The organism is Rubripirellula reticaptiva (assembly GCF_007860175.1).
Classification (GTDB): Bacteria; Planctomycetota; Planctomycetia; order Pirellulales; family Pirellulaceae; genus Rubripirellula; species Rubripirellula reticaptiva.
This window is the reverse complement of record NZ_SJPX01000003.1, coordinates 943,150-969,157: the sequence shown is the minus strand read 5'-3', so window position 1 is coordinate 969,157 and position 26,008 is coordinate 943,150. Positions and strand designations below refer to the sequence as shown.

Below are 26,008 nucleotides of genomic sequence, written 5' to 3'. Positions count from 1 at the left end.
TCCATCTGCCCGCTCGTAGCCTCGTCCAATACAAAGTCCATTTTCCCACCACCGCGAACAAAGATGGAAACGAAGAGTTGAACGAAACTGATTCAATCACAGACATTGAACCAACGTCGAACTCGTTGCGATCGGTCCACACAAGCAACCTGCCCGAGATCCTGTCTCAGCTTGGGATTTCGTTAATGGTGACGACTTACCAGGCCGGTAAGTTGGTGATGTTGCGGGCCGAGAATGGCGTGCTGAACACGCACTTTCGTCTGTTCGACAAACCGATGGGGATGGCGGTCCAGCCCAACCGAATCGCCATCGGGTCGGAAATGCAGGTTTGGGAGTTCCATAATATCCCGGCTGTTTGCGAGAAGCTCGATACTGCTCGCGAGGCAACGGATGATCTGCCCGCTCGCCAGGCCAGTCCTCATCCGCATGATGCTTGTTTCCTGCCGCGAGTGTCGCACTTTACCGGTGATATCGACATCCACGAGATGGCTTGGATCGATGACGATGTCGTATTCGTCAACACGCGGTTCTCGTGTTTGGCTCGGCGCAGTGGCACGTTCAATTTTGAACCCGTTTGGCGGCCCTCGTTTATCACGAAGTACATCCCTGGCGACTGTTGTCACCTCAACGGGATGGCGACCCGCGACGGCAAAGTCGACTGTGTTACGGCGCTGGGTGAAACCGACGAACCCGGTGGATGGCGAGCCAACAAGAAAGACGGTGGCCTGTTGATCGATGTCGCATCCAATGAGATCGTCGCCCGCGGACTATCGATGCCTCATTCCCCGCGTTGGTACAACGGAAACTTGTATTTGTTGCATTCCGGCACCGGTGGATTCGGCGTGATCGATCCGGTGACGGGCGCGTACGAATCGATCATCGAGTTGCCCGGGTTCACTCGCGGGCTTTCCTTTTGTGGACCGCTGGCGTTTATCGGCTTGTCCCAGGTCCGCGAGACGTCTGTGTTCGGCGGCGTACCGATTGCCGAGCGAGAACTCGCCGAACGAACCTGCGGCGTTTGGGTGGTAAACATTGAATCTGGTCAGATCGTCGCCTTCGTCAAGTTCGAGGACGCCGTGCAAGAGATTTTCGCCGTCGAAGTGCTGCACGGATCGACTTACCCCGAACTGGTTAACGAAGACTGCGAGTTGTTAGCGGGTTCGTATGAGTTGCCCGACGCGGCGCTCGCGGACGTACCAGCCGAACTACGCCGTTAAGATGTTTGGAATTGCCCACGAAAAGTTGACAGTGGATGGAGAGATGTCAGACTTCTCTGACAGGAGATCCGAACCATGGACAAGCGTCGAACATTCAGCCGAGAATTCAAACTGGCCGCCGTAAAGAAAATCATCGAACAGGGGCTGACGTATGCCGTTGTCGCCAAAGATTTGAGTATCCGTGAAACCATGCTTCGCAAATGGAAGAAGTCCTTTGATGAAGAAGGGACATTTCCAGCCACCCCGCCGGCAGCCAGTCGGTCGAGGCCGAGTTGAAGCGGCTCTGTTAGGAGGACCGACAACTCAAGATGGAACACGACATTTTAGAAAAAGCGACGGCGTTCTTCGCCAAAGAAAGCAACTGAGGCTCAAGTTCATTGACAAGCATCGCGACCGGTGGCCGATCGCGGTGCTCTGTCGAACTCTCGAAGTATCGCGTGCGGCGTACTACCGGTTCACTCATCTCGATGTCACGGCAACCGAAACGAAACAAACGCAAATCACTCGGGCCATCCAAGAGGTTCATTTAGAGAAGCATTTCGATGCTTACGGAAGTCCAAGAATGCACCGAGAACTGATCATTCGCGGTATTGAGTGCTGCCGGAACACTGTCGCAAAGTGCATGCGGATAACAGGAATCCAAGCCAATCGCCGAACCAAATTCAGAATCTCGACCACCGACTCCAACCACGACCAACCGATCGCCCCCAATCTGCTTAACCAAAACTTCTCTACTGAAACCATCGATCAAGTTTGGCTCACTGATATCACGTACATACCGACCAAAGAGGGATTCACTTATCTGTGCGCCTTTGTCGATCTGCATTCACGCAAGATCATTGGCTAGAACACCAGTCTCAACATCGATTCTGAATTGGTGGTCGCGGCGTTGGATCAATCACTTGCGTGTCGTTCCTCCAGAGCTGGGCTGGTAGTTCATAGTGATCGCGGTTCGCAATATGCCAGCGAACATTTCCGAAGCCGATTACCCACCAACGAAATCATTCAAAGCATGAGTCGTCGCGGCAACTGCTACGACAACGCTCCGATGGAATCGTTCTTCAAGAGCTACAAGACAGAAGAAGCCCAGCAGATTTACGAAACGCACGAACACGCCACACGTCGGACCACATTGAACGCTTTTACAATCCTCGCCGCCTGCACTCGTCACTGGATTACCGAAGTCCAATCGAGTTCGAGCAAGCGATCAAAGAACCGTTACTCGTCGGCGCGATCTGATCCACATGACGCACCAATTACCTTCCCGTTAGGACCGATCCACTGTCAACTTTTCGTGGCAATTCCGTAATTCCTGCTGAATTCTCTGCTTATTGCCGGAAGAGCTCAGTTGTTCAGACAAACAACTCGCTGGCACGCCCATTCGATGATACTGACTCGGTACAGCTAGACTTTTTCGGCTAGCAGCTTGTCGACGACTTGCTCGATTGTTTTGTCGGCGGTGGCGCCTTTCCAGTTCAGTTCGCCGCTCCACCAATGGCGGATGTAGCCGTTTTTGTCGACGACGTAGACGGTAGGCCACATCGTGTTGCCCCAGGCGGCCCAGGATTTTGAATCGAGGTCGATTTGGATGGGGAACGTCAATCCCTTTTCTTTCGCGGCCGCACGAACGGCACCGGCGTCTCGTTCGCGACTGGTTTCCGGCGTTTGGATGCCGATCACGACGACCTCGTCGTCGGAATACGTTTCGGCCCAGCGCCTGTAGATGTCAAAGTTGGCGTGACAGTTGTGACATTGAAACGCGTAGAAATGGACCAGCACGACTTTGCCACGCAATTTTCCCATCGACAGAGGCGATGAATTGATCCACTCCTGCGACGGCCCAAAATTGGGTGCCATCGCGTAGATCCGCGACAACCGACTGGGATCGTATCGCTCACCCAACATCTTCGACAACTTCCCCCGTTGCTCTGGGCGAAAGACTTGGTTCATCACGCTTTGTTCGGCGGCCACTTTCTTGGTCACATCGGCGCGAAGTTCGGCTAACGATTCGTCACCATACTTTGTCGCCGCAAGCTTCTGCTGAGCCGCCTGGCTGGCCTCGGCAACCTCAGCAATCTTTGCCTGTTGGGCGGCATCGATCCCAAGTTCCTGGGCAACGTCGTCTCGCAAAAGAATCCGACTGCCCTGCGCGTAGAACTCCAACTGGCGTAAACGCTGACTTTGCTGGTCCGACGCATTTTCGGAAAACCAGTCCCGTACCCGTCCTTCAAGTTCATCAACGACGACCAAACGCTGGTCGGTCGGCAAATTTCGAGCGGGGAACCATACTGGATCGATCTCTTGAAACAGACTCTCCAGACCGACGACCTGGTCAGCGGTCAGGTCCAATTCCCGGTGCACTTCGGGAGCATGAACGAGCCCCAACAAATAGCGTGGCACCAGGTCGCTTTCACCCGCGGCCAGAACGTGCTGAATCGCCAAAAGTGGGGTCAAAGCAGCAAGTACCCCTAGCACATACGGCAAAACCCGTCGGTAGCCGAAAGAAGAGCGAATCATAGGACGTTTCCGGTCGAGGCAAGTAGAATTTGCGAGAAACAGAGAATAGGCGAGAAGAGTTGCGTCAACTTCCATCCTATCAATGCTGACCAACCGAAAGAGTCCGCCAAAAGGTCGGATTATGCGGCCTTCTCGGGTCGACAGCGGATCAGGGCACGCCCGAAAACATTGACATTCCTTGCCAAACCAGTAAACTATCGAGTCCTACCGCTAAGTCCCACCCTCGAGCTTGAAGCCGGCTCTGACCCCTCGAAAATCGCCAGCCATCGGATGCTGGTGTTTGTCAGACTACCCTTCACTGTCTCTCCCACCTCCCCGCATGACGCTCGGCCTTCGGGTCGTCCGCTGGTCGCATGAAAATGAAAACGCTCCAACGCCGAACCTCACATCGGGTTCGCAGATTGTTGATCGGATCATGCCTGTTCGGATCAATCGCCGCCTCTCCTATCGCCGTAGGACAGGATCCCCTGGTTGATCCTCCGGCAGAAGTCGCCAACGGTGCGATTGATGCTATCGAAGCTCCTTCAACGACGCTGGCAGTTGATGAGGCGGAACCGATCGTTCCAACCCCAGCCGTTTCTGGGATCAGTGCTCCGGACAGCGACGTTTTCAGCAGCGACGCTTCTGCGAATGGCGAACTGCGTTTCTCGTTCAATGGAACGCCTTGGCGTGAAGTCATTCGCTGGGTCGCCGACCAGTCTGGCTTGGCACTTCATGTTGGCGACCTGCCGCCCGGCAGTTTTACTTACTCGGATGCGTCAGCTTACGAAGTATCTGGCGCAATCGATCGAATCAACCTGTTCTTGCTCGCCGAAGGTTACACGCTCGTTCGCAGTGGGCAACTGTTGTCAGTGATCAACCTCGGTGACCCTCGCAGCCTTCAACAACTCGACCTGTTGGCCAAACAAATTCCGGTCGAATCGCTCGAAGACATGCCAAGCAACCACGAAGTGGTGAAGTGCATTTTCGCGCTCGGTGAAATCGAAGCGGACGACGCAGTTGATGAGCTGGCGGCACTTAGCTTGATGTCGTCTCCCAAGGTGCTGTCAAAGACCAATCAATTAATGATCACGGACACGGTCGCAAAGCTTCGTAACGTTCGCGACGTGCTGTCCGCTTTCGAACCCAGCTTCATGGACAACGGAACGGTCGTGAAGACGTTCTCGCTGCAACACGTCGAAGCCGAAGACGTCTTGCTGGTCGCGCGTCCGCACTTGGGTTTGGCCACGGGCGAGATGATTGGCATCGATGTCAGTCTGTCGGCTGACCTGCTCGGCAAACACATCTTCGTCACGGGCGTCGAAGACAAAGTCAAAGTAATCGAGCGACTGGTCGAGTCGATCGACCAGCCAAAATCAAACGGGCTGGAAATCGGCGGCGAGATGACGTTGCAGTCTCACTTGGTCGAAGGTGGCAACGTCGACACGGTCTACAACGTGTTGCAAACATTGTTGTCCGGCAAAACGGTTCGGCTTTCCGTCGACAAGGACGCTAGCTCGATCGTTGCTCTTGCGACCGCCGATGTTCAAAAACAAATTCAAGACACGGTCAAGCAAGTCCAAGCATCCGATGCCGTGTTCGAAGTGATCCCGCTGAACCACACCGATCCGTACTTTGTGATCACATTGTTGGAACAGATGCTTGACCTGCCATCGCCGCTGGATGATCCAGACGACGTCGATCCGGCGGCACCACGGATCGATGCCGATCCAGGGAACAAGCGACTGTTTGTGCGTGCCAAGCGGCACGAACTTGATCAAATCAGAACGATCGTGGACGGCTTGGAATCAAGCGCCGCTGCTTCGGCGAACCCCACCAATCACGCCGCTGATTCACTAGGTACCGAACAAGTTCGAGTGATTCCGATCAAGGGGCAACGAGCCGAAGACGCATTGGAAACTGCGGCAACGTTTTGGCGATCCGGGAACCCCGTGATTGTTTACCCGACGCTTGGCGGACCACAGAACTCGACCGAGCGGGTGCCAGCGAAGAAAAACGATGGCTCAAAAGATGCGGCACCCAACGAGACAAAATCGGCTAAGGAACTGGCGTTTCGAACGCATGCTGCGTCGATGCCTGCTGCCTCACCCCATCGAGACGCTGGGCCACGCCAACTGACGGTTGTATCAAACGCAAAAGCCCCGACGATTCGTTGCCAGGTTACTCCACAAGGAATCCTGTTGCAGTCCGACGACACCGAAGCACTCGATCGTTTCGAATCACATCTAAAAACGATCGCCGGTCCTGCGGATCTGCTGCCGCCCGAACCCGTTGTATTCTATCTACAGCATTGCCGACCCGATGACGCGTTGCGGATCTTGGGCGAATTGCTCGAAGGAGGCCAATCGGCTCGCGAAGGCGAAGCCGGAACGCTGGTTAACGGATACGTTTCCGGTGGACCATCAGGGTCGTATCTCAGCATGATCTCGTCGCGCGAAGGAACGACGACCATGATGGCAGGTTCCATCACTGTCGTTGCCGATTCGCGACTGAATCGGTTGATCGTCCAGGGCACCGCCGAAGACATCGAAGAAGTCGCCGGCTACCTCACGATTATCGACAAGGACGAAAGTATCGCGTCGATCGAAACCTATGGCCGGTCAAAAGTCATCGAACTGCAACACACCAAAGCTGCTGATGTTGCCGATTCGATTCGAGACGCGTTTGTTGGCCGAGTCGCCGAAGACACCAAGTCTCAAAACGGTGCCGCGGGACCGTCCAGTTTGAAAGGTGGCGTTGAACCTCGCCCAACCACTGCAGCAGCGAAAGCCGCGGCCGCAAAACAAGCTGCCAAAGAAGAGCCAGCCCGCAACCTGGAACCCAAGATGACGGTTGCCGTTCATGAGGCAACGAATTCACTGATCATCACGGCACCGGAAGCGTTGCTTGCCGAAGTTGAATCGTTGATCGAGCGAATCGATTCGCGTGGCGAACAGGCTGTCGAAGTCATCACACCAATGAACAGCGAGATCTACGGATTGCTGTTGCAGCAGTTGACGTCCGACGAAAAATCGACTGGCGCCATTCGATCAACGGCTAAGCCAGCATCGACTTCTCGCAGCACATCATCGCGAGGCCGATAGATGACTGACTTTGTGAAACCAAGGTGGCGAAGAAAATCGATTGTCGCCGCCGCCGTCTTGCTATCGGCCTTCTCGGCGCCGACTATCGCCAACGCACAGTCTGGTCTGCGCGAATCGCTTGAGAGACTCGACCGAAACCAGAATGGTCAGATTGATCCGGACGAAATCACACCGCTTGCACGTCCCTATTTGGAACGCGTTGGCGAGGCACGCCGGATGTCACTGGAACGCTCTAACGACATTTCCAAATGGCAAGAGGCTGCACGAGTCTATTACGCATTGGTCAACGGCGTGGCCAGAAAGAGCGTTGAGCCTGATCTTGAAAGCAGCGTGAGGAAATTCGGCCCCGCCGAGGACGAGGTGCTGATTCCCGAGTTCGGTTTGCCGGAGATCAAGTATCCCTACACTCAAGAAGACCTCGACGATGCCGAACGCATTTTGCGAAGGCTTGATCGAGACCACGATGGATTCATCGATCGCGCAGAGGCTCGTCGTGGCGACTGGACTCACCGCGATCCGTTCGAAGTCGACTACGACTTTGATGGTCGGCTCAGCCGATTGGAATTGAGCCAACGGTACGCTCGTCGGCGATTGCTCGATGGTGCGTCCGGAGAATTGGTCAAACGCGCCCAACGAGTCGGAAACGGCATCCGCCCATCCGGCAACGAATCCAAACGTTCCGACGGCGACGATTCAAGATGGTGGCGTCGTGGCGGCAGCAGTTACTATTTGACGGCATCTGTCCTGGGGCGCTTCGACAAAGACCGCAACGGTCGACTCGACCCCATCGAGAGCGTGGGGCTCGGTATCCCAACCGGCCGGATCGATGTGGATCGAGACGGCGAGTTGTCGCGAGACGAATTGCATGCGTACCTGAGCGGATTGCAAGACGAAGTCGGTGATGAATCGCTCGGCGTGCCGACTTGGTTTTACGAACGCGACCAAAATCGCGACGAACAGGTCACGATGGCTGAGTACACGGACGAGTGGTCCGAAGAATCGCTTGCCACATTCACCGCACTCGATGTCAATGATGACGGCTTGCTGACGCTAGCCGAAGTATCACAGTCTGCTGCGATGATGGGCGGAAGCTTTGCCAATACAAACGCAGAAGTTTTGCCGCCTCGTAAGACAACGATTTCGGAAATCACCATCGACGAAGATTTCTTAATCTCCGATTTGAATGTCCAACTTTCAATCACACACTCGTATCTGAGCCAACTGGACGGATACCTGATCAGCCCCGAGGGCGTGCGATTGGAACTGTTCACGGCGATCGGCGGCAGCGATGACAATTTTGACCGAACCATCTTTGACGACCAAAGTGATACTCACCTCACGAAAGCTCGAGCACCTTTCAATGGATCCTATTTGCCCGAAGCTGTCACGAATCGCCAACCTGGACTGAGCCAGTTCAACGGAAAGAAGGCCACAGGAACGTGGCAATTAGTGATCACCGGCGCGAGAAGCGAGCGATTTGGCATGCTGCATCAATGGTCGCTGAACATCAAACCGCAAGACCGCTTGTCGCTCGAGCCCGAGAAAGTGCCGGCCGAAATTCCGATCGACGAACCCCTGGGCGTTTTCGCCATACCAAACGACGCTCCGCAAGCCATCGGCGGAAGCTAGGCCGAACGTTTTCGACCGCGTGACGTGCTGCCAAAGTCCCGGTCGATGGTGCTTTGCATCGCCGGTTGTTCGGGTTGATCAGCAGCCAACCAACGCTTTTCCGACAGAAACGATGTTGCGGTCCGCAACAACGAATCACGGAAACGCGATGCGTCTTGTCCTTCTTCGATCCACGCCCGAACTTCGATGCGTTGCGATCGCTTTCCAACGCAAACAAGCGTCGCTTGTGGCGCGGGCGACAGCAAGACATCAGGTTGGTCGATCACCAACTCGTACAACATCCGGCACAGGTCCGCCGGACGCTGATCGCGAGTGACCGCGACCTCGAAAGGAATCGCACGCAGTCGGCCCGCTCCCATCCAATTGATCACGTCTTCACTGACAAAACTCTTGTTGGGAATGATGACTTCGCGCCCATCATTATCCGTCACCACAGTCGTGCGAAGCTTCTGCGCAGCGATACGTCCAGTTACTTTTCCGACGGTAACCAAGTCACCTAGCCGCGCCGGTTTTTCAAACAGCACAATCAAGCCGCCGAACAGATTTCGCACCATGTCCTGCAAACCAAATCCAAGTCCGATCGTTAGCCCGACTGCCAACCACTGGATGGCTTGCCAACGGACACCGATCAGCGAACAGGCCATGAAGCAACCAACGCCGAACAACAGGCACCGGCCTAGCACCAACGAGAAATGCTCCATGCCTTCGTCAAAGGAAACTCGCTGCAACACGAGAGCGTCGAACAGAGCTGGCAACAGTTTGGCGAGCTGGAAAGCAACAAACAACGTTCCAAACGCCATCACCAAATTCATGGCAGTGATCGGTTCACCATCTGCAATCCAAACCACCGGGTTGCCCAAGTGCGCGTTGGGAAACACGTCCACCCAAATCCATCCGATACAACCTATGGTGGCGACCACGAGCGCGAACTGAAACAGAAATGCGAGGTGATGCTTCAATTCCAAGAAGTGTTCGCCAAGCACGCCTGCATCGCCAACCGACGTTTCGGGTTCCAGGATTCCGTACTCGTCGTACTTTCGTGGCGGCGGAGTCGTGCCGGTCAACTTTTGCCAAGCACCCGCGGACAGGATCTTAACCGCTCCCCAAAGTGTTGCTGCGATTGCTAGTCCAGCAAGCATCCAAATCGCTCGCTGTATCAATTCGCTAGCAGTAAATCCGTACCCAAGCCCCGACAGTCCGATCATTGCCAACGGAAACCCGACGCCCACTAAATACACTACGAATCGAACACGGTGAATCACCGAACCGCCGAACTTGGCGATCATCGGTTCCAGAAATCCACCGGTCGGTCGAAGTGCCAAGTGCGCGGTCCACGTGACCAACATCATCGCGGCGATGAAACCAAAACGAGCGGTTGAGTCTCGCCACATGCCATGATCAATCACACCAATCAACGTGACCACGTATGCAGCCAAAACCAGTCCCGCACCAATCAACGTCAAATACGTCATCGCTCGTGATCGACCGGGCAATTCAACATTGATGTGACGATCTAGGTATCCAAAGTTGCGAAGCAATTGACGGGGAACCTCGACGAACAGCGACACAAGACTTGCGGCATAGAAACCACTCGACGCGTGCAACGTCGACTCTGAAACGACTCCATTGCCAAGCCATCGCCCGATCGCATAGAAGATCGCAGGAATCAAGATTGCGGTCAGTGTTGTCAGAATGCTGGCGGCTGCTTTTCGAGCATCCGCGGTCGACTCTTTCATTCGGTTGCCAGAGCCAATCTTGATCAGCCATGACCGGACTCGCCAACGAAACAAGCACAGAAGAACGACTGACGCCACCAATCCAATTCCGCTAACCGGAGTCGCGCGCCACTTTCGCTGGATCGCTTGACCAAAGTCATGGCTGCGGCGTGAATCCAGAACCGCTCCGAGCCCGCTGGGGATCTTTCCGACGTCGCTGAAACCCAGCGGATCGTCACTGCGAATCCAGGTGATTTGTCGATCGATTAGGCGACGGTAATCGCGAGTCAACTGCGTGGAAGCGGTAGTCGTCGCGTCAAGCTCGCCAAGTTTTTGTTGATAGTCATGGTATCCGCTGCGCAGCGACTTTAGCCACTGAGCCCGCTGGCGAAGCAAGTCTTGAACCTGCGACACGACCGAGGCATTCTGGTCACTCTTGGGGTTCATTCCGCCGGCGGTCAAGATTGCCGAGGCCTGTGCGACAACGTCGGTTCCGTCGTGTCGGATTAGGTCGAGTTCCAACTGCTCGGTCCGCGCTCGTTTGAGTTCTTCGCCGGCAAACAAGGTTTGCGAATCCTGAACTTGCCAAGCGTCAAGCTGTTCTTTCTTATGACGAAGCAGTAGACCAACCGTAGGAGTCAAACCATAGTGATCAAGCTTGGCCGCGACGTCAGTGAAGTCTCGCGTGGTTTCATCCAGTTTGGTCGCCGCCACGTTGAGTCGATCGGTCAGACGGTCATGCGTCTCGGCAAGTTCAACCCACTGATCCGCCAATTCGGCATTACGTTCGGCGACGTCGGCAGCAACTGGCGATGCGGTTCGCGCGATTTGACGAAACTGATCGGCGCTTTTGCGTGCCGATTGAATCATCGTCAATCCAAACGGTAACATTCGCTCGATAGGCGTCGGAAACGGCTCGCGGTAGCCGTCGTCACTTCGACGATCAGTGAACCGCGAACGTTGCGAGTCGCTGCGGGTGCTGGCGAGACGCGTGATTGAACCGCTGGGCGTGGCGAGCAACGTCGTTGACGAATCTGAAATCGATTCGGATTGCCTTGGCTGAGTGTGGGTTGTCGCGTTGGCAGGCAAAGCCCTGACCGGTACCGACGTCGTTGTCGATGAATGAACGACGACCGGCTGGCTGCTCGGATAAGAGTTTGTCGGGTACGAAGTCGTCGGGTACGAAGTCGTCGGATAGGACGACACAGGATAAGACGAACTAGGGTAGACCGTCGTCGGATACGAGTTGGTCGGATACGAGTTGGTCGGATACGAGTTTGTCGGAAATGAACTAACCGGATAAGAACTTGTTATCGGCTGGTGATAGATGATGTTCTGGGCGAACCCAACCTGAGCACCCATTACCGCAAGAAACGCTAGCCATATCGCGGTGGTCGACGCCGTCAGCGAACGTGCGTGGTGCGGAAAATTTGCGAATGGGCAGATGCTTCGATGGGCCATCTTCGACCGTTGCCTGGAAAGGTGACGAATAGAAACCACGCGAGAAATCAACCGATTCGTCTCGTCTCGCAAATGAACCAACGGGGAATAGCGAATATCGCGGTTCGATGCCACACCGATCGTGTTTCACAGCCGTCCAATCGGTGCCCAAGGCCTGATGAGAAGCCCGGCTCGGGGTTAGACTATGCCTTCATTTCTGCCAGCCACTGCATTCCCCAATTTCCGAGAGCCAATCGTGTCGTTCTTGAAAGCCATCTCAGCGTCGATCGCATTCAGTTTTCTGATCGTTCCGATCGCAACTGCTGACAATTCTGTTTTCGTCGGCCAACCGGAAATGATCCAATCCAGCGGAGCCGGCGAGGGGCCTGTCTGGCACCCCCAACTGGGGCTTCTGACCAGTGGCGACGGCAACATCAATCGACGCGCACTCGACAATTCGAGTCATGTGTTTCGCGACGGAGCCGGATCCAACGGGCTGTTGTTTGATCGTCAGGGCCGATTGGTAATCTGCGAAAACGTCAATCGCCGAGTGACTCGGCTCGAAGCCGACGGCAAGCTAACCGTCCTGGCCGACTCGTACGACGGCATGAAGTTCAATCAACCGAACGACTTGACGATCGATTCGAAAAACCGGATCTACTTTACCGATCCTCAGTACGGCGACCGATCGAACATGCAGATGCTCGACGCCAATGGCAAACACGTCGAAGGCATCTACCGAATCGATCTCGACGGAACCGTCACACGCATCATCACTCATGAAGTCGACCGCCCCAACGGGCTGATCATCACGCCAGATGACAAGTACTTGTACGTTGCTGACAACAACAATGGACTTGGTGGTGCTCGCAAACTTTGGCGTTTCGACATGCGTCCCGACGGCACGCCCGACTTGGCGTCGCAAAAGATGCTGTACGACTGGCAGACCACGCGAGGACCGGACGGGATGAAGTTAGATCTTTCGGGGCGTCTTTACGTTGCCGCTGGTTTGAACGAGCCTCGCCTGCCCGAGCAGACAGCGACGCCACCAACCGCCGGCATCTATGTGTTTATGCCCGACGGAAAACAAGTCGCGTTCGCACCTATTTTGCAAGATGAGACCACCAACTGCGCCTTCGGCGGCCCCGATGGCAAGACGCTGTTTGTAACGGCAGGCGGAACGTTGTGGTCGATCCCAACAGCTCAACCCGGATACCAGATTCAATGACAATTCAGTGGTTTCCCGGGCACATGCACAAAGCCCGGTTGGAAATGGAAGCGTTGCTTCCGAAAGTGCACTTGGTCATCGAAGTCCTGGACGCGCGGATTCCGTATTCGAGCGAGAATCCGTTGCTGGCCGAAATACGCGGCGACAAGCCTTGTCTGAAAATACTTTCAAAGAGCGATTTGGCCGACGACAGCATGACGGAATTATGGCTGGACTACTTTGGCCGATCGGCCAACATGCGTGCTCATGCCGTGACCACCGAAGACGTGCCGACGATCCGCCGCATCAAGCATCTGGCGATCCGCATGTTGCCGGAACGTGAAAACAAACAGATCAACGCGATGATCATGGGCATTCCCAATGTTGGAAAGTCGACGATCATCAATTTTTTAGCCGGCAAGAAAGTCGCCAAGACAGGCAACACCCCCGCCGTCACCAAGAGCCAACAACGTGTCAACATCGGTGACGGAATCACGTTGTACGACACGCCCGGCATGATGTGGCCGAACGTGCACAACCCGAACAGCGGCTATCGCTTGGCGTTATTGGGATCGATCAAAGAAACGGCGATGGACTATGCCGAGATCGGATTCTTTGCCGCACGGTTCATGCTGGACTATTATCCAAAACAATTGACCGAACGATACGACCTGGATGAAGTTCCGGCATCTGAACTTGAAACGATCGAAGCGATCGGACGAAAACGCGGATGCTTAGGCAAGAGCAGCGTGGTCGACATTGACCGTGCGTCGCGAATCTTGGTGACAGAATTGCGGCAGGGTGTCTTTGGGTTGTTGACGTTGGAATCGCCTGAAATCATGGAAAAAGAGAAAGCCGAAACCGCCGCCGCCGTCGCTGCCAAGAACGAAAGCGCAGCAACTCGCGACGCCCGCCGGAAACAAAAGTTTGTCGCCAAGCAAAAGGCAAAGCGAGAATCTCGCGAGAGACGCTAGTCCGATAAAAATTCGACACGGCGACTCGAATTCGATACTATGGAAGTGACGGAAGCACACCAGGCTCATCTTTGGACTTATCCGTCCACCTGCTTCCCGCAGAAAACCACCGCTGGCGATTTGCGAAATGAATGCCCTCGGTTTTCCGGCACGTCGTTCACGACTAGGCCCTGTGGCCCTGATTTCGGTCACGGCGCTTGCGACGAAGGTCTGGTTGCTGATTCTGTGGGAATACCGCAACTATTTGCCACCTAACTTTGACTCGGCTTTTCTTAACGGAATGCAAGGCAATTTCTACGGTTGGTATGCAACCGCGTTTTATGCCCACATTGTTGCCGGTCCAATTTCGATTGTGTCGGCAGCGTTCTTGATGTCTAGTGGACTGCGTTCGCGACACCTAAAGTTGCACCGGAGCCTCGCAAAGTACCACATCACGCTGGTGATCGCAGTCCTTGTTCCCACTGGATTGGCGATGTCGATTCGTGCACACGCTGGACCGATTGCGGGTGTCGGATTTGCTGCACTTTCAATAGCCACCGGCGTGACAGCCGTGATGGCGATGCAGACGGCCAGATCCGGACGAATGGATGATCACCGGCGTTGGACAACACGCTGCTTTTTGCTGCTGCTATCGCCACTGATTCTGCGTGTCGTCGCGGGTGCGGCAAGCTACATCGAAGCCGAATCTGAATGGTTTTACCGCGTCAATGCGTGGGCCAGCTGGATCACGCCGATCGTCCTTTTCGAGTCCTGGGTTTTGCAACAAAAGGGTCATGCGATGAAGAGTTCAATGAAATTGCGTCGTGTCCGAAATCAGATGGGCTTTACTTTGGTCGAGTTGCTTGTCGTGATCGCGATTATCGGCGTATTGGTTGGATTGTTGTTGCCGTCGATGCGGTTTTCTAACGAAGCGGCCAGACGGATGTCTTGTTCGAACAACTTCAAGCAGATCGGATTTTCGATTCACAACTACCATTCGGCCTTTAAGAGACTGCCGATGGCGATGGGAGGAACCGAAGCCAACGAGCATCGCATCAGTGGACTCGTCGGGCTTGTTCCGTTCATCGAGTGTCAATCTCTATGGGAACAAATTTCAAATCCTGCTGTCATCGACAGCGTGGCCTATCCTGCGATGGGGCCAGCTCCCTGGGTTTCGGAGTACTCGCCCTGGCGAGAACAGATGCAGACGTTGCACTGTCCTAGTTCACCGTTTTTGTCTAATGAGTTTGGCTTGACCAGCTATACGTTCTGCATTGGCGACTCGCCAAACGACGTTCATACGCCGAAATCGATGCGGGGCATGTTCGGATGTCAAATCACGACAACGTTCCGAGACGTATCAGACGGGCTAAGCAACACAATCGCAATGACCGAGATGGCAGTCATCGACGATCGCCAAGTGAACGGCCAATTCGCGATATCACAGCCGATCTCGCTACTTGATAATCCTTCGCTTTGCCGCAACCTGGTGGATCCCGAGCGACCGAACTACTACACAGACGAAATCAAACTTGGCAGTCTGGGGCGAGGTGGCCGGTGGGCGGACGGTGCAGCCGGATTCTCGCTGGCCAATACCCTATTGCCGCCCAACCAACCGAGTTGTGCGGTTGGCGGCAGCGTCGCAGTCGACGGAATCTACTCGGCCGGCAGTCTGCACCAGGGCGGTTGCCACGTCTTGATGGGCGATGGAGCGGTGAAGTTTATCACGGACTCGATCGAAGCCGGCGACGCGGCTTTGATTCCTATCGTATCGGAGCCGACCGAAACTGCGGTTGACACGGATGCCAGCCAAGCAAAGCCGGATCCCAGCCCCTACGGATTATGGGGTGCTCTCGGGACGGCCAATAACGGCGAAGACATTGACGCATTGATGGACTTCTAGCTGCGTCGGATTCTCGCAAGGTGTTGGTGCTTCTAGCTCGGACTTGACCAAAGTCCGTCCATATCGACTGATACAGACGTCGCAGCAAACCAGGGCGGGTTTGTTGCGGCTTTGCCTGATTCCGTCTGCCCGGTACGATCAGCATCTACCATCCGGAAACTTGAACCCTAGTCACCGCAATGTCTGCTGAAGAATTACGACTTTCGGAAAGCCGTCGTCGGCAAGTCAATTGGCATCGCTGGGGGCCTTACCTGTCGGAACGCCAATGGGGCACCGTCCGCGAGGACTATAGCGACGGTGGTGATGCGACGTGGAGCTATTTCCCGCACGACCATGCTCGCAGCCGCGCGTATCGCTGGGGCGAAGACGGGTTGCTAGGAATCAGCGATCGACAGTGCCGACTGTGTTTCAATGTCGGCCTTTGGAATGGTAACGACAGCATCTTGAAAGAACGACTGTTTGGCGTGACCGGGCCAGAGGGCAACCACGGGGAAGACGTCAAAGAGTGCTACTACTATCTGGATAGCGCGCCGACACACAGCTACATGAAGGCGCTCTACAAGTATCCTCAGTCGCGATACCCGTATGAAGAACTAGTCGCGATCAGCAGCCAACGAAGTCGTACGGACGACGAGTACGAGATGCTGGACACACCCGCGTTTGACGGTTCACGCTACTTTGATGTCGTCGCCGAATACGCGAAGGCGGCTGCCGATGATCTACTGATTCGTCTTTCGATCACAAATCGTGGTCCCGCAGCGGCACAGCTGCATGTAGTTCCACAATTCTTTTTCCGTAACACATGGACATGGAAGTGCACCGAAGAAGGATGCACCGTGCGTCCGACCATGCGACTGCAAGACGGCGTGATCAAAACAAATCACGAGACGCTTGGCCAATTCTGGATGGCATGCGAACAGGTCAACGACTCGGCGAAAAAGAACGGTTCAACCGAATTCCAATGGCTTTTCACCGACAACGAAACGAATATCAAGCGACATCCGGGACTGCCTAGCGAATCTGAATTCTTCAAAGACGGTTTCAACAATTTCATTGTCAACGGAGACGCTAACGCGGTAAACCCAGATCAACGCGGCACCAAATGTGGCGCCTACGCAAAACTGGACATCAAAGCAGGCGAAACCGTCACGATCCAGTTACGGATGACGCACGTCGACGAGCCTCTAATCGCCGAAACCGCGAGCGGCGACGCCAAGAAGTTTGCAACGCTCGCGTTCGACAGGTCGTTCGAAGAAACCTTCGCCAAGCGAATCAATGAAACGGACGATTTCTATCGCACGATCATCGATGATAAACTTGACGCCCAGCAAAAGGCCATCATGCGGCAAGCGTACGCGGGATTGCTGTGGACCAAACAGTTCTATCACTACAGCGTTGCGACTTGGCTGGACGGCGATCCCAACGGCATTGAAACGAGCCCAGCGCGTGCAGGTGGGCGAAACAGCGAATGGCGCCACCTGTTCAATCGCGACGTAATCTCAATGCCTGACAAATGGGAATACCCTTGGTACGCGGCCTGGGACCTGGCTTTTCACATGGTGCCATTTGCGAAGCTGGATTCGCACTTTGCAAAAGAGCAGATGATTCTGTTTTTACGTGAATGGTACATGCATCCGAATGGCCAGATTCCCGCGTATGAGTGGCAACTTGGCGACGTCAATCCGCCCGTCCATGCTTGGGGCGTTTGGGAAATTTACAAAGCCACCGGCGAAACGGACGGACGTGACCGCGTCTTTTTAGCGCGCGCGTTTCAGAAGTTGCTGTTGAACTTCACATGGTGGGTGAACCAAAAAGACCCTCGCGGGAAAAACATCTTCGCTGGCGGTTTCTTGGGACTCGATAATATCGGTGTGTTCGACCGCAGCAAACCGTTGCCGCAGGGCCACCTTGAACAGGCTGACGGAACGTCATGGATGGCGTTCTATTGCGGATCGATGCTGCGGATCGCAATGGAATTGGCCGAAGACGATATGGCCTATGGTGACATGGCCAGTAAGTTCTTTGAGCATTACGTTGCGATCGCCGAAGCGATGAATTCGATGGACGGCACCGGTCTTTGGGACGAAGAGGACGGATTCTATTACGACCACCTGTACCTGGACGGAAAATCGATTCCGATCCGCGTCCGATCGTTGGTGGGGCTGTTTCCGCTGACGACCGCGGTCGTACTGGAAGAAGAGCTGATCAACAAACTGCCCGGTTTCAGACGCCGGATGAAGTGGTTCTTGGACAACCGCGACGATCTAAGCCAGCACATGACGTACATGGAGTTCGAATGTCCCGAAGGACAAACCGGCGGCAAACGCTTGTTGGCGATTCCATCGGAAACTCGGCTGCGACGCCTGATCGAAGTGATGCTTGACGAGAATGAGTTTTTGTCGCCGTTCGGAATTCGTAGCATGTCGGCGATCCACCGTGACCAACCGTTCGTGTTCGACTTTGGGGGTCAGCACCACGAAGTCCGTTACGTACCGGGCGAAAGCGACAGCGGTATGTTTGGCGGTAACAGCAATTGGCGTGGACCGATTTGGTTCCCCATGAACTTCTTGCTGATCCAAGCCATGAAACGCTACTACGGATATTATGGCGACGACATGAGAGTCGAATGCCCAACGGGCAGCGGCAATCTGATGACGTTGATGGAAGTCTCGCATGAACTGGAACGACGACTGATCTCGTTGTTCGAAGTCGACGAGAAAGGATTCCGCCCGTCTCACGGAAACGACGACGTCTATCAAAAAGATCCTGCGTGGAAAGACTTGATCCTGTTCTACGAGTACTTCCATGCTGACTCGGGCAAAGGTCTTGGCGCGAGTCATCAAACAGGCTGGACGGCACTTGTCGCAACAATGATACGAAGCAACTGCGAAGGTACCTGAGTCACGCCGTCGCAAGCACTCGTCCGGTCGCGCTTTCCTTGACCTTTGCCACTTCGGCGGGTGTTCCCGTCGCGACAACGCGGCCACCCTCACCTGCCGCTCCCGGACCAAGATCGATGATATGATCAGCCGCTTGCATCAGCAACGCATTGTGTTCGACCACCAACAAACTGTGGCCATCGTCGATCAGTGCGTCAAAACAGTCGACTAATCGAACAATGTCAGCAAAGTGCAAACCTGTGGTTGGTTCGTCCATGATGAACAATGTGCGCCGGCGTTTAGCACTGGCCAGAAACGTAGCCAGCTTCAACCGTTGCCCTTCGCCGCTCGACAAAGTCGTCGCGGGCTGGCCAAGCTTGATGTAGTCGAGCCCTACGTCCAGCATTCGTTGTAGGCGATCTTGCACTTTGTCGTCGCCGCGAAAGAACGAGTGCGCCTCGCGGACTGACATTTGCAACACATCGTCGATCGTTCGGTCGCGATAGCGTACTTTCAAGATGTCTTCGCGGTAACGCGTGCCGCGACAGACCGGACAACGCATCGACACATCCGCCAAAAACTGCATGTCGATTTCCAGCACGCCGGCGCCTTCGCAATTTTCGCACTGGCCCTTGGCACTGTTAAAACTAAAATGTCCAGGCGAAAAGTTTCGCACTCGTGCATCAACCGTGTCGGCGAATGTTTTTCGAATCGGATCGAATGCTTTGACATAAGTGACCGGCGCACTTCTGGCCGACCGACTGATCGGCGACTGGTCGACCATCACACAGTCGTCGATCTGGCTGAGCCCGCGGATCGAACCGAACGGCAATGGCTTCGTCGACTCGCCCATCTTTGCCGCACGAATAGCGCCAAAAAGCGTGTCCTGAACCAGCGAACTTTTCCCACTGCCGGATACTCCGGTCACCAAAGTCAACACGTTCAGCGGAAAATCAACGTCGACGTTTTGTAAATTGTGTCCGCTGGCTCCCGTCAACGTGATGTGACTGTGCGGAGTCCGCGGTATGTGATTTCGCAGCGTCCCGCCTCGTCGCCCCGTTAAGAACTGGCCTGTCAAACTGTCTTCGTCGGCCAACATTTCCGCCATGGTGCCTTCGAACATCACTTTGCCACCAGCGACACCTGCGGTCGGGCCAATCTCGATCAAGCGATCAGCCAAACGAATCATCGTTTCATCATGCTCGACCACGATCACCGAATTGCCCCGATCACGAAGCCCGACAATGGCGTGCGACAAGCGATCAACGTCGGCAGGATGCAGCCCTGCGGTCGGCTCATCAAGAACGTACAACATATTGACCAGACTGCTGCCCAGTGCCGACGTCAAGGCAACTCGCTGCGTTTCGCCACCCGAAAGAGTTCGCAAAGTCCGATCGAGTTGTAGGTAGCCAAGCCCGACGTCCTGCAAGTATCCGATCCGGTCAGTGATTTGCGTGATCGGTTCTCTTGCAATCACGGTTTCTCGCGCCGCCAATTTCATGGCATCGAAAAACGACGAGACCTGGTCAGCCTGCATCGCAAGCAGATCCGCAAAGTTGCGTCCGTCGATTCGGTATGCCAGGGCTTCCGGTTTCAGACGCTTGCCGTGGCACGCATCGCATGGAGCGTACGATCGAAAACGCGAGGCAAAGATGCGGACGTGCATCTTGTACTTCTTGCGGTCTAGCCAAGCAAAGAAACCGTTGAGTCCACCAAAGTTTCGTTCGGGAACTCCGCCAACAATCAACTTTCGATGTTTCGCCTTCAACTTGCGAAACGGCACGTCAACCGGGATGCCGTAGTCATCCGCCAATTCCAGCAGCTCGAACTTCTCGTGTTCGTACGACGGAGTGTTCCAGGGTGCGATCGCACCTTCGGCAAGCGACAACGACTTGTCCGGCACGACCAAGTCCATGTCCATGCTGACCACATCGCCAAAACCTTCGCAAACCGGACAAGCGCCGAGCGGATTGTTGAAGTTGAACAATCGTGGCACGGGATCGGGATAATCGATATCGCAGGCATCACAGCGACGATCGCGGCTTGCCACTCGCCGAATCCAATCACGCCCATCAATCGTGACGGTGGCACGCGTGTTAGTGGCCGGCAAGGTTGGTTTATCCGTGATCGCGTTCGCCGTCACGCTCAGGAACACGACCGCGCGACCGTTGCCTTCGTTCATGGCCGTTTCCATCGACTCCGTGAGTCGTTCGATCGAGTCGGCACCGGTCACCCGGTCAACGATCACCGTGATCTCCATCCCGTTCTTGCCAATCTTCTTTGCTAATCGCGCGCGATCTTCATCGGACAAGTGGAATGTTTCGTCTCCAGCGACAAGCCGCAGGTAGCCTTCCTGTTGCAATCCCAACAGAATTTCGCTGGCCGCTTTGGGATTGGGCAACCAGATCGAGAACCCGATCATCATGCGAGTGCCATCTGGTTGGCCCGACAACTGTTGGGCGACGACGGCCGGATCATCGCTTTCAACGATTTCGCCACAGGAATAGCAAAACAGCGTTGCCACTTTGGCGAACAGCAACCGCAAGTGATCCGCGATTTCGGTCGACGTGCCGACGGTGCTGCGGTTGGTTTTGGATCCGCCGGCCCGAGTCACTGCGATGGCGGGCGGGATCCCATCGATCAAGTCGCAATCTGGCTTGTCGAGCCGCTGCAGGAACTGACGTGTGTAGGCCGAAAAACTCTCGATATAGCATCGCTGTCCCTCGGCATACAAAGTGTCCAAGGCGAGGGAAGTTTTACCGCTGCCCGAAACGCCACAAATTGCGACCAACTTGCCCCGAGGAATGTCGATGTCGACGTTTTGCAGGTTATGGACGCGGCAACCGCGAACGGAAATGACATCAGGCGACAAGACAATCGGTTCCGGTTTAAAAAGGACATCAATGGACGCGTCAATTCTGACACCATTTGGCGTTTGAACGAAGGGTGGCGCGCCGAACAGGGGCCAACCATACGCCAAAGTCGCAAATCACTTGAGCTTTATGTCCTGAAGCCGAAAAAAATGAATTTTGAGTTGGTTTTGGCAGGTATCGGAGTTTGGGCTGTTCGCCAGCCTGCAATCGGGTAACATTTCCGATGGTTGGTTCGTCGATTTTGAAACTGTCGCCTGGATCCCTCATCGGTTCCACCGCGACACCCGTTCCCTTTTCGTTCGTCCCACTTGGTAGGTCTCCAAGCTGGCCTCTTTCTTTTTGGCCCGGAAAGTAAACGACGGGTCGTGAATCCTTGCCTAGGAGTTAGCGTTGGGAAGGAAATTGTATTGCGGAAACTTGAGCTTTAATGTCTCAAGCTCCGACCTCGAAGAGTTGTTTGCTCAGTTCGGGACAGTCGATAGTGCTCAGGTCATCACAGATCGTGACACTGGTCGAAGTAAAGGTTTTGGTTTTGTTGAAATGGGCACCGACGAGGAAGCTCAAGCGGCGATCAGTGGCCTGCACGAAAAAGAACACGACGGTCGCTCGTTGACCGTTAACGAAGCTCGTCCACGCGAAGATCGTGGCGGCGGCGGTGGTGGTGGCGGCGGACGCGGCGGTTACGGCGGTGGCGGCGGTGGTCGTGGCGGTTACGGTGGTGGCGGCGGTGGCGGTGGCGGTGGCCGTGGTGGCGATCGCGGCGGCTACGGTGGCGGTGGTGGTGGCGGCGGACGCGGTGGCGATCGCTACTAAGCCGAACACAGCTACGAAGCTAAAGAAATCAGTCAAACACTGAATAACGAAAGGGTGCCCGGTTTATGCCGAGCACCCTTTTTTCGTAACGACGTCAAACTGCTAACCCCATTTGCAAGCGGTGCAAATGAACCCACGCGACTGTCGCTTGATTCAGTCGACACAAGTTCGCCCATACACGCGGATCGCCGTAGAATCGGTCATAATGCCTCAAACTGTGAGGACCGTTTTTTTTGGGGGGTGTAGTGATTAAGTTCGGTTTGCGATGGGCCATCATGACGCTGCTGATGATGATGCTTTTGTCGAGTTCACCTGTCCACGCGCAAGAAGACATCGATCCGGTTCGGGCCGGCGATCAGATCGAGGTCCTGTCGTTTTCAACTTGGTATCCCGGCGTCGTTGAAAGCTATGCCGCTGGCAAAGCGATGGTGAAATACACATCGTCGTTCGGTGAAAAGTCGTCTGAGTTCGACGTCACGAAAATGCGTTTCCCCAACAATGAAGGGCATTGGACGGTTTGGAAGGACGCAACAGGCAAGTTTCGCGTTGAAGCACGGTACATTTCGCGGACAAAAACGGACGTCACGATTCGCAAGGCTGATGGCAACGAAGCAACGGTGCCAATTGCCGGTTTGCACCCGACAATTCGTGCACTGCTTGCCAAGACCCCCGTCACCGCCGACATCGTGGCCCCCGTCCGCGCTGGTGATCAAGTGGAAGTGCAGTCTTGGAAAAAATGGTATCCCGGTACAGTCAAGTCGTTTTCGAACGACAAAGCAACGGTTGAATACAACGTGGGTCGATCCAGTCCAAGCACCGGATCCTTCAAGTTAGAAGATATCCGCTTTGCCAATGGCGAAGGGCACTGGCAGATCTGGAAAGACGCCAGCGAAAAGTTCCAAGTCGAAGCAAGATTCATTTCACGAACGGAAACGGATGTCACGATTCGCAAAACCGATGGCAGCGATGTCACGATGCCGATCGCCAGCTTGCACGGATCGCTGCGAACGCTGCTTGCAAAAACACCGATCACCAGCGAGCTGAACAAGATTGATGGAGCGGTGCCCATTCGCGTCGACGATCAAATTCAAGCTCGCGTTAGTTCGACTTGGTATGACGGCGTCGTCAAAGAAGTCCGAGTGGTAGGCGCGCTGATTGAATACGACGCAGGAACTTGGGGTAAAAAGACCGAACTGTTTGAACTAGATGACCTTCGTTATCCCAATGGCGAAGGGCATTGGCGTCTGTGGGCGAGCGCGACCGGCGATTCGCAGATCATGGGCCGCTTCATGGCTCGCGATGAAACGCACGTCACCATCTTGAAGGAAGACAAGACCGAGATCCGTGTCGCGATCGAACAACTAAGCACTCCGCTTAAGAAGTTACTTCGCGAAACACCTGTGATTGCTCGCCGCCCACCCTTGGTCGAACTGGCAGGTGCAGGTTTAATTTCCGAAACCCCAAGTCGTCCTTCGATCGGAACGTCGATCCCAGGGACAAACCGCGGCGCTAGCGGTCCCGATTTGTCGACGTTGACAATTGCGTTAGGCCCACGCGTTTCTCAGCAGACGGTCGCCTTGCCACAAAGCGGCACAGCGTTTTCCATCGAACCGAAACATACGGTCGGATCGGTTATTCCCATCGGAGGAAGCGAGGGATGGATCGCAGTCGGGACGCACGATACCTCGTGGAGCTCGAGAGACGCAAAAATGCTTTCCCAACTTTATTGGGCTAGCTTGACGCAAAAGAAATCGTCGGCCGGTCCGAAATTCTATCCTGACCAACGATTTGTGACTTATTCACCGCAACAGCGACGCGCGGTGGTCGCGAGTGTCCGTGGAACGTGGAGCGAACCGCACCAACTTTCGTTCTATCGCATCGACGCTGGCCAAGCGACTGCGGTGCCCGAATTCACCGTCAACATTCCGAAAAAGAAAAACAGTTTTAACCGTGACCCTGTTCGGGCCGAGTTGATCGGCGATCACCAAATGCTGTTCGGCTACGGTGGAATGGTGTCGCTATGGGATCTGGACGAACGTCGCGTGATCTATCAAGTCGGCGATTTGCAATCGAGTAACTTTCAACTCAACACCGACCATCAACACTTCGCAGCGATGAGCGGAACAAACACGGTCGGTGTTTATGAAACGGCAACAGGACAATTGTCCGGTCAAGGCAGTTTAGAAGGCAGTGGCGATACAACGGCATGTTTCAGTCACGATGGCAAACGGTTGGTGGTGGCGACCCGATCGGAGATTTATCGCTGGGATTTGATCGGCACCAACCCAGTTCAAACGCTGCCCATCGGTGGTGTTCAAGTCAAACGAGACACTCCGCTGGCGGATTTGGGTGGTGGTTGGCTGGTTGCCGGGCCACAGTTGTACAGCAGCGGATTGGGGTTGATCGCGTGGGCGTACGACAGCGCTCGCAATGCGAGTTTTGGCAGACCTGATCTGCGCAAGTACATCGACGACGTCAACATCCATCACCAGCAAATGCTTGGCACCAAGATGCTGGTCGCAGCGACGATGGGAGGATCCAAGGGCAAGTCGGCACTTGTTGGCGTCGCTGGCGTACCGCACCGAGACGCGGTTGAAATGATGAAACAAGTCGATCCTGAATCTATTCGAATGCTGGTCCGTGGTAGCCGAATCAAGATTGACCCTCAGGCTCCGCCACAAATCGCAGCAGGACTACGTAGGGCCGCGAAAGCAAATGGCTGGATCGAGGACTCGACGAGCGAAGCCACATTGACGGGATCAGCCGGCCCGGGAGAGACGCAAACGTTGACTTACCGAACCATCGGATTTGGAACTCGCAGTGGAAGTGGCGAAGAGACCCACTCCGTCACGCCATGGATTCAAAAAGCCAGCGTTGTCTATCAAGACCAATCGGCATGGAGTACTGCGGTGGGCGGCGTCCCTTATTCGGTCCATCTAAGCGGAGACGAACAGTTGGGCAACGAACTTCAAAAATCGAGCAACGCAAGCTACGCGCTCTTCGACAACCTCCGAGTCCCGGAAGAAATCATCTATCCGAAATACCAACGTGGCCTTGGCGTTACCCTACTGACTATCAAAGGCTTCGTCGACATCGCCAACTAGGTTTCGCTGAATCGAAGCAAGCGATGCGTCAGCGAAGCAAGACCACGTCAAAGGCACGAAACTTAAGAAAGGGTTCCGTGTGAATGCTACCGACGCTTTCGTCGGACGGCATACCAAACCGGGAACAACACACAGGCCGCGAGCGATGAAGGTTCTGGCACCGCGGTTAGTGTGATCGAATCACCGCTGCCATTGACCGTCCAAACATAGGGCGCCGCAAGGCTGTTGATACCAAGGCTGCTAAATGATTGACCCTGAAAACTGAACGAGCCAACGATCGGGGATCCGCTAATGTAGTTCCGCGGCATCGTGATAGCCGAACTGGAAACACTGAAAGGATCACCCTGGAATACGCTTCCAGGTGTTCTACCCCCACTACCAAACACAGAGGATGTAGCGATCGCAGTGCTGTAGATTTCCGTCTCCGTTCCGCTCGGGGATGCAAAACTGAGATCTCCACCGGATGGCGTGATACCGCCAAAACTGAACGAAAGCCCGGGATTGCCGACCCCACTTAGGTCCAAACTGCCTGCGTACGAGAAAACCACATCGCCAGCCATCTCACGCATTTGAACGACAACGGCAGCCTGTGTCGCCGAAACATTCAAGCAGACAAGCAACACAAAAGCAGTTAAGAAGGTACGCATTTTACTTGCCGATCAGATTGTTTGGTTG

General features: G+C 54.9%; 16 protein-coding genes. 12 read left to right on the top strand and 4 right to left on the bottom strand.

Going from position 1 to position 26,008, the window contains the following annotated elements; genetic code table 11:
- Positions 1-77: 77 nt before the first annotated feature.
- The 4 genes from Poly59_RS16330 to Poly59_RS30685 all read left to right on the top strand — a co-directional run bounded on the left by Poly59_RS16330 (position 78) and on the right by Poly59_RS30685 (position 2,526).
- The gene (locus Poly59_RS16330) at positions 78-1,217 is read left to right on the top strand and encodes a TIGR03032 family protein (protein ID WP_246151700.1); all 1,140 of its coding nucleotides are present in this window, start codon (positions 78-80) and stop codon (positions 1,215-1,217) included.
- A gap of 75 nt (positions 1,218-1,292) precedes the next feature.
- Complete coding sequence (locus tag Poly59_RS30415) at positions 1,293-1,493, top strand: transposase (protein ID WP_261343498.1); 201 nt, start codon at positions 1,293-1,295, stop codon at positions 1,491-1,493.
- 133 nt (positions 1,494-1,626) lie between these two features.
- The gene (locus Poly59_RS30410; RefSeq protein ID WP_261343497.1) at positions 1,627-2,064 is read left to right on the top strand and encodes an IS3 family transposase; all 438 of its coding nucleotides are present in this window, start codon (positions 1,627-1,629) and stop codon (positions 2,062-2,064) included.
- Between the two features lie 30 nt (positions 2,065-2,094).
- Complete coding sequence (locus Poly59_RS30685) at positions 2,095-2,526, top strand: hypothetical protein (protein ID WP_390621481.1); 432 nt, start codon at positions 2,095-2,097, stop codon at positions 2,524-2,526.
- A 95-nt stretch (positions 2,527-2,621) separates the two neighbouring features.
- On the opposite strand, the gene Poly59_RS16320 is transcribed toward Poly59_RS30685, so the two are convergent.
- A complete protein-coding gene (locus Poly59_RS16320) occupies positions 2,622-3,734 on the bottom strand; it encodes a redoxin domain-containing protein (RefSeq protein ID WP_186776307.1) in 1,113 nt (370 codons plus the stop codon).
- Positions 3,735-4,093: 359 nt separating this feature from the next.
- On the opposite strand from Poly59_RS16320, the gene Poly59_RS16315 reads away from it, so the two are divergent.
- Together Poly59_RS16315 and Poly59_RS16310 are read left to right on the top strand one after the other, a co-directional pair.
- Entirely contained in the window at positions 4,094-6,817 is a 2,724-nt protein-coding gene (locus Poly59_RS16315; protein WP_146535129.1) for a secretin N-terminal domain-containing protein, read from the top strand.
- Positions 6,818-8,446, top strand: a complete 1,629-nt coding sequence (locus Poly59_RS16310; RefSeq protein ID WP_146535128.1) for a proprotein convertase P-domain-containing protein — start codon at positions 6,818-6,820, stop codon at positions 8,444-8,446.
- Here Poly59_RS16310 and Poly59_RS16305 read toward each other — a convergent pair.
- Positions 8,443-11,622, bottom strand: a complete 3,180-nt coding sequence (locus Poly59_RS16305) for a mechanosensitive ion channel domain-containing protein (protein ID WP_246151699.1) — start codon at positions 11,620-11,622, stop codon at positions 8,443-8,445. The genes Poly59_RS16310 and Poly59_RS16305 overlap by 4 nt on opposite strands.
- Before the next feature lie 244 nt (positions 11,623-11,866).
- On the opposite strand from Poly59_RS16305, the gene Poly59_RS16300 reads away from it, so the two are divergent.
- From Poly59_RS16300 to Poly59_RS16285, 4 genes are all read left to right on the top strand, one after another.
- A complete protein-coding gene (locus Poly59_RS16300) occupies positions 11,867-12,829 on the top strand; it encodes an SMP-30/gluconolactonase/LRE family protein (RefSeq protein ID WP_390621489.1) in 963 nt (320 codons plus the stop codon).
- Positions 12,826-13,782: a ribosome biogenesis GTPase YlqF gene (ylqF, locus tag Poly59_RS16295; protein ID WP_146535126.1), complete on the top strand. Its 957-nt coding sequence runs from the start codon at positions 12,826-12,828 to the stop codon at positions 13,780-13,782. Before Poly59_RS16300 ends, ylqF begins: the two co-directional genes overlap by 4 nt.
- Before the next feature lie 127 nt (positions 13,783-13,909).
- Positions 13,910-15,664, top strand: a complete 1,755-nt coding sequence (locus tag Poly59_RS30555) for a DUF1559 family PulG-like putative transporter (RefSeq protein WP_146535125.1) — start codon at positions 13,910-13,912, stop codon at positions 15,662-15,664.
- Between the two features lie 179 nt (positions 15,665-15,843).
- Positions 15,844-18,564 (top strand): MGH1-like glycoside hydrolase domain-containing protein, encoded by a 2,721-nt coding sequence (locus tag Poly59_RS16285; protein ID WP_146535124.1) that lies wholly within the window; start codon positions 15,844-15,846, stop codon positions 18,562-18,564.
- A 1-nt stretch (position 18,565) separates the two neighbouring features.
- Here Poly59_RS16285 and uvrA read toward each other — a convergent pair whose 3' ends face one another.
- Complete coding sequence (gene uvrA / locus Poly59_RS16280) at positions 18,566-21,415, bottom strand: excinuclease ABC subunit UvrA (RefSeq protein WP_315852599.1); 2,850 nt, start codon at positions 21,413-21,415, stop codon at positions 18,566-18,568.
- A gap of 391 nt (positions 21,416-21,806) precedes the next feature.
- On the opposite strand from uvrA, the gene Poly59_RS30405 reads away from it, so the two are divergent.
- Positions 21,807-22,229 (top strand): RNA recognition motif domain-containing protein, encoded by a 423-nt coding sequence (locus Poly59_RS30405; RefSeq protein WP_146535123.1) that lies wholly within the window; start codon positions 21,807-21,809, stop codon positions 22,227-22,229.
- A gap of 275 nt (positions 22,230-22,504) precedes the next feature.
- Positions 22,505-25,333 (top strand): SHD1 domain-containing protein, encoded by a 2,829-nt coding sequence (locus Poly59_RS16270; RefSeq protein ID WP_146535122.1) that lies wholly within the window; start codon positions 22,505-22,507, stop codon positions 25,331-25,333.
- A gap of 86 nt (positions 25,334-25,419) precedes the next feature.
- Here the strand turns inward: Poly59_RS16270 and Poly59_RS16265 are convergent, their stop codons facing one another.
- Positions 25,420-25,980, bottom strand: a complete 561-nt coding sequence (locus tag Poly59_RS16265; protein WP_146535121.1) for a hypothetical protein — start codon at positions 25,978-25,980, stop codon at positions 25,420-25,422.
- Positions 25,981-26,008: the final 28 nt, after the last annotated feature.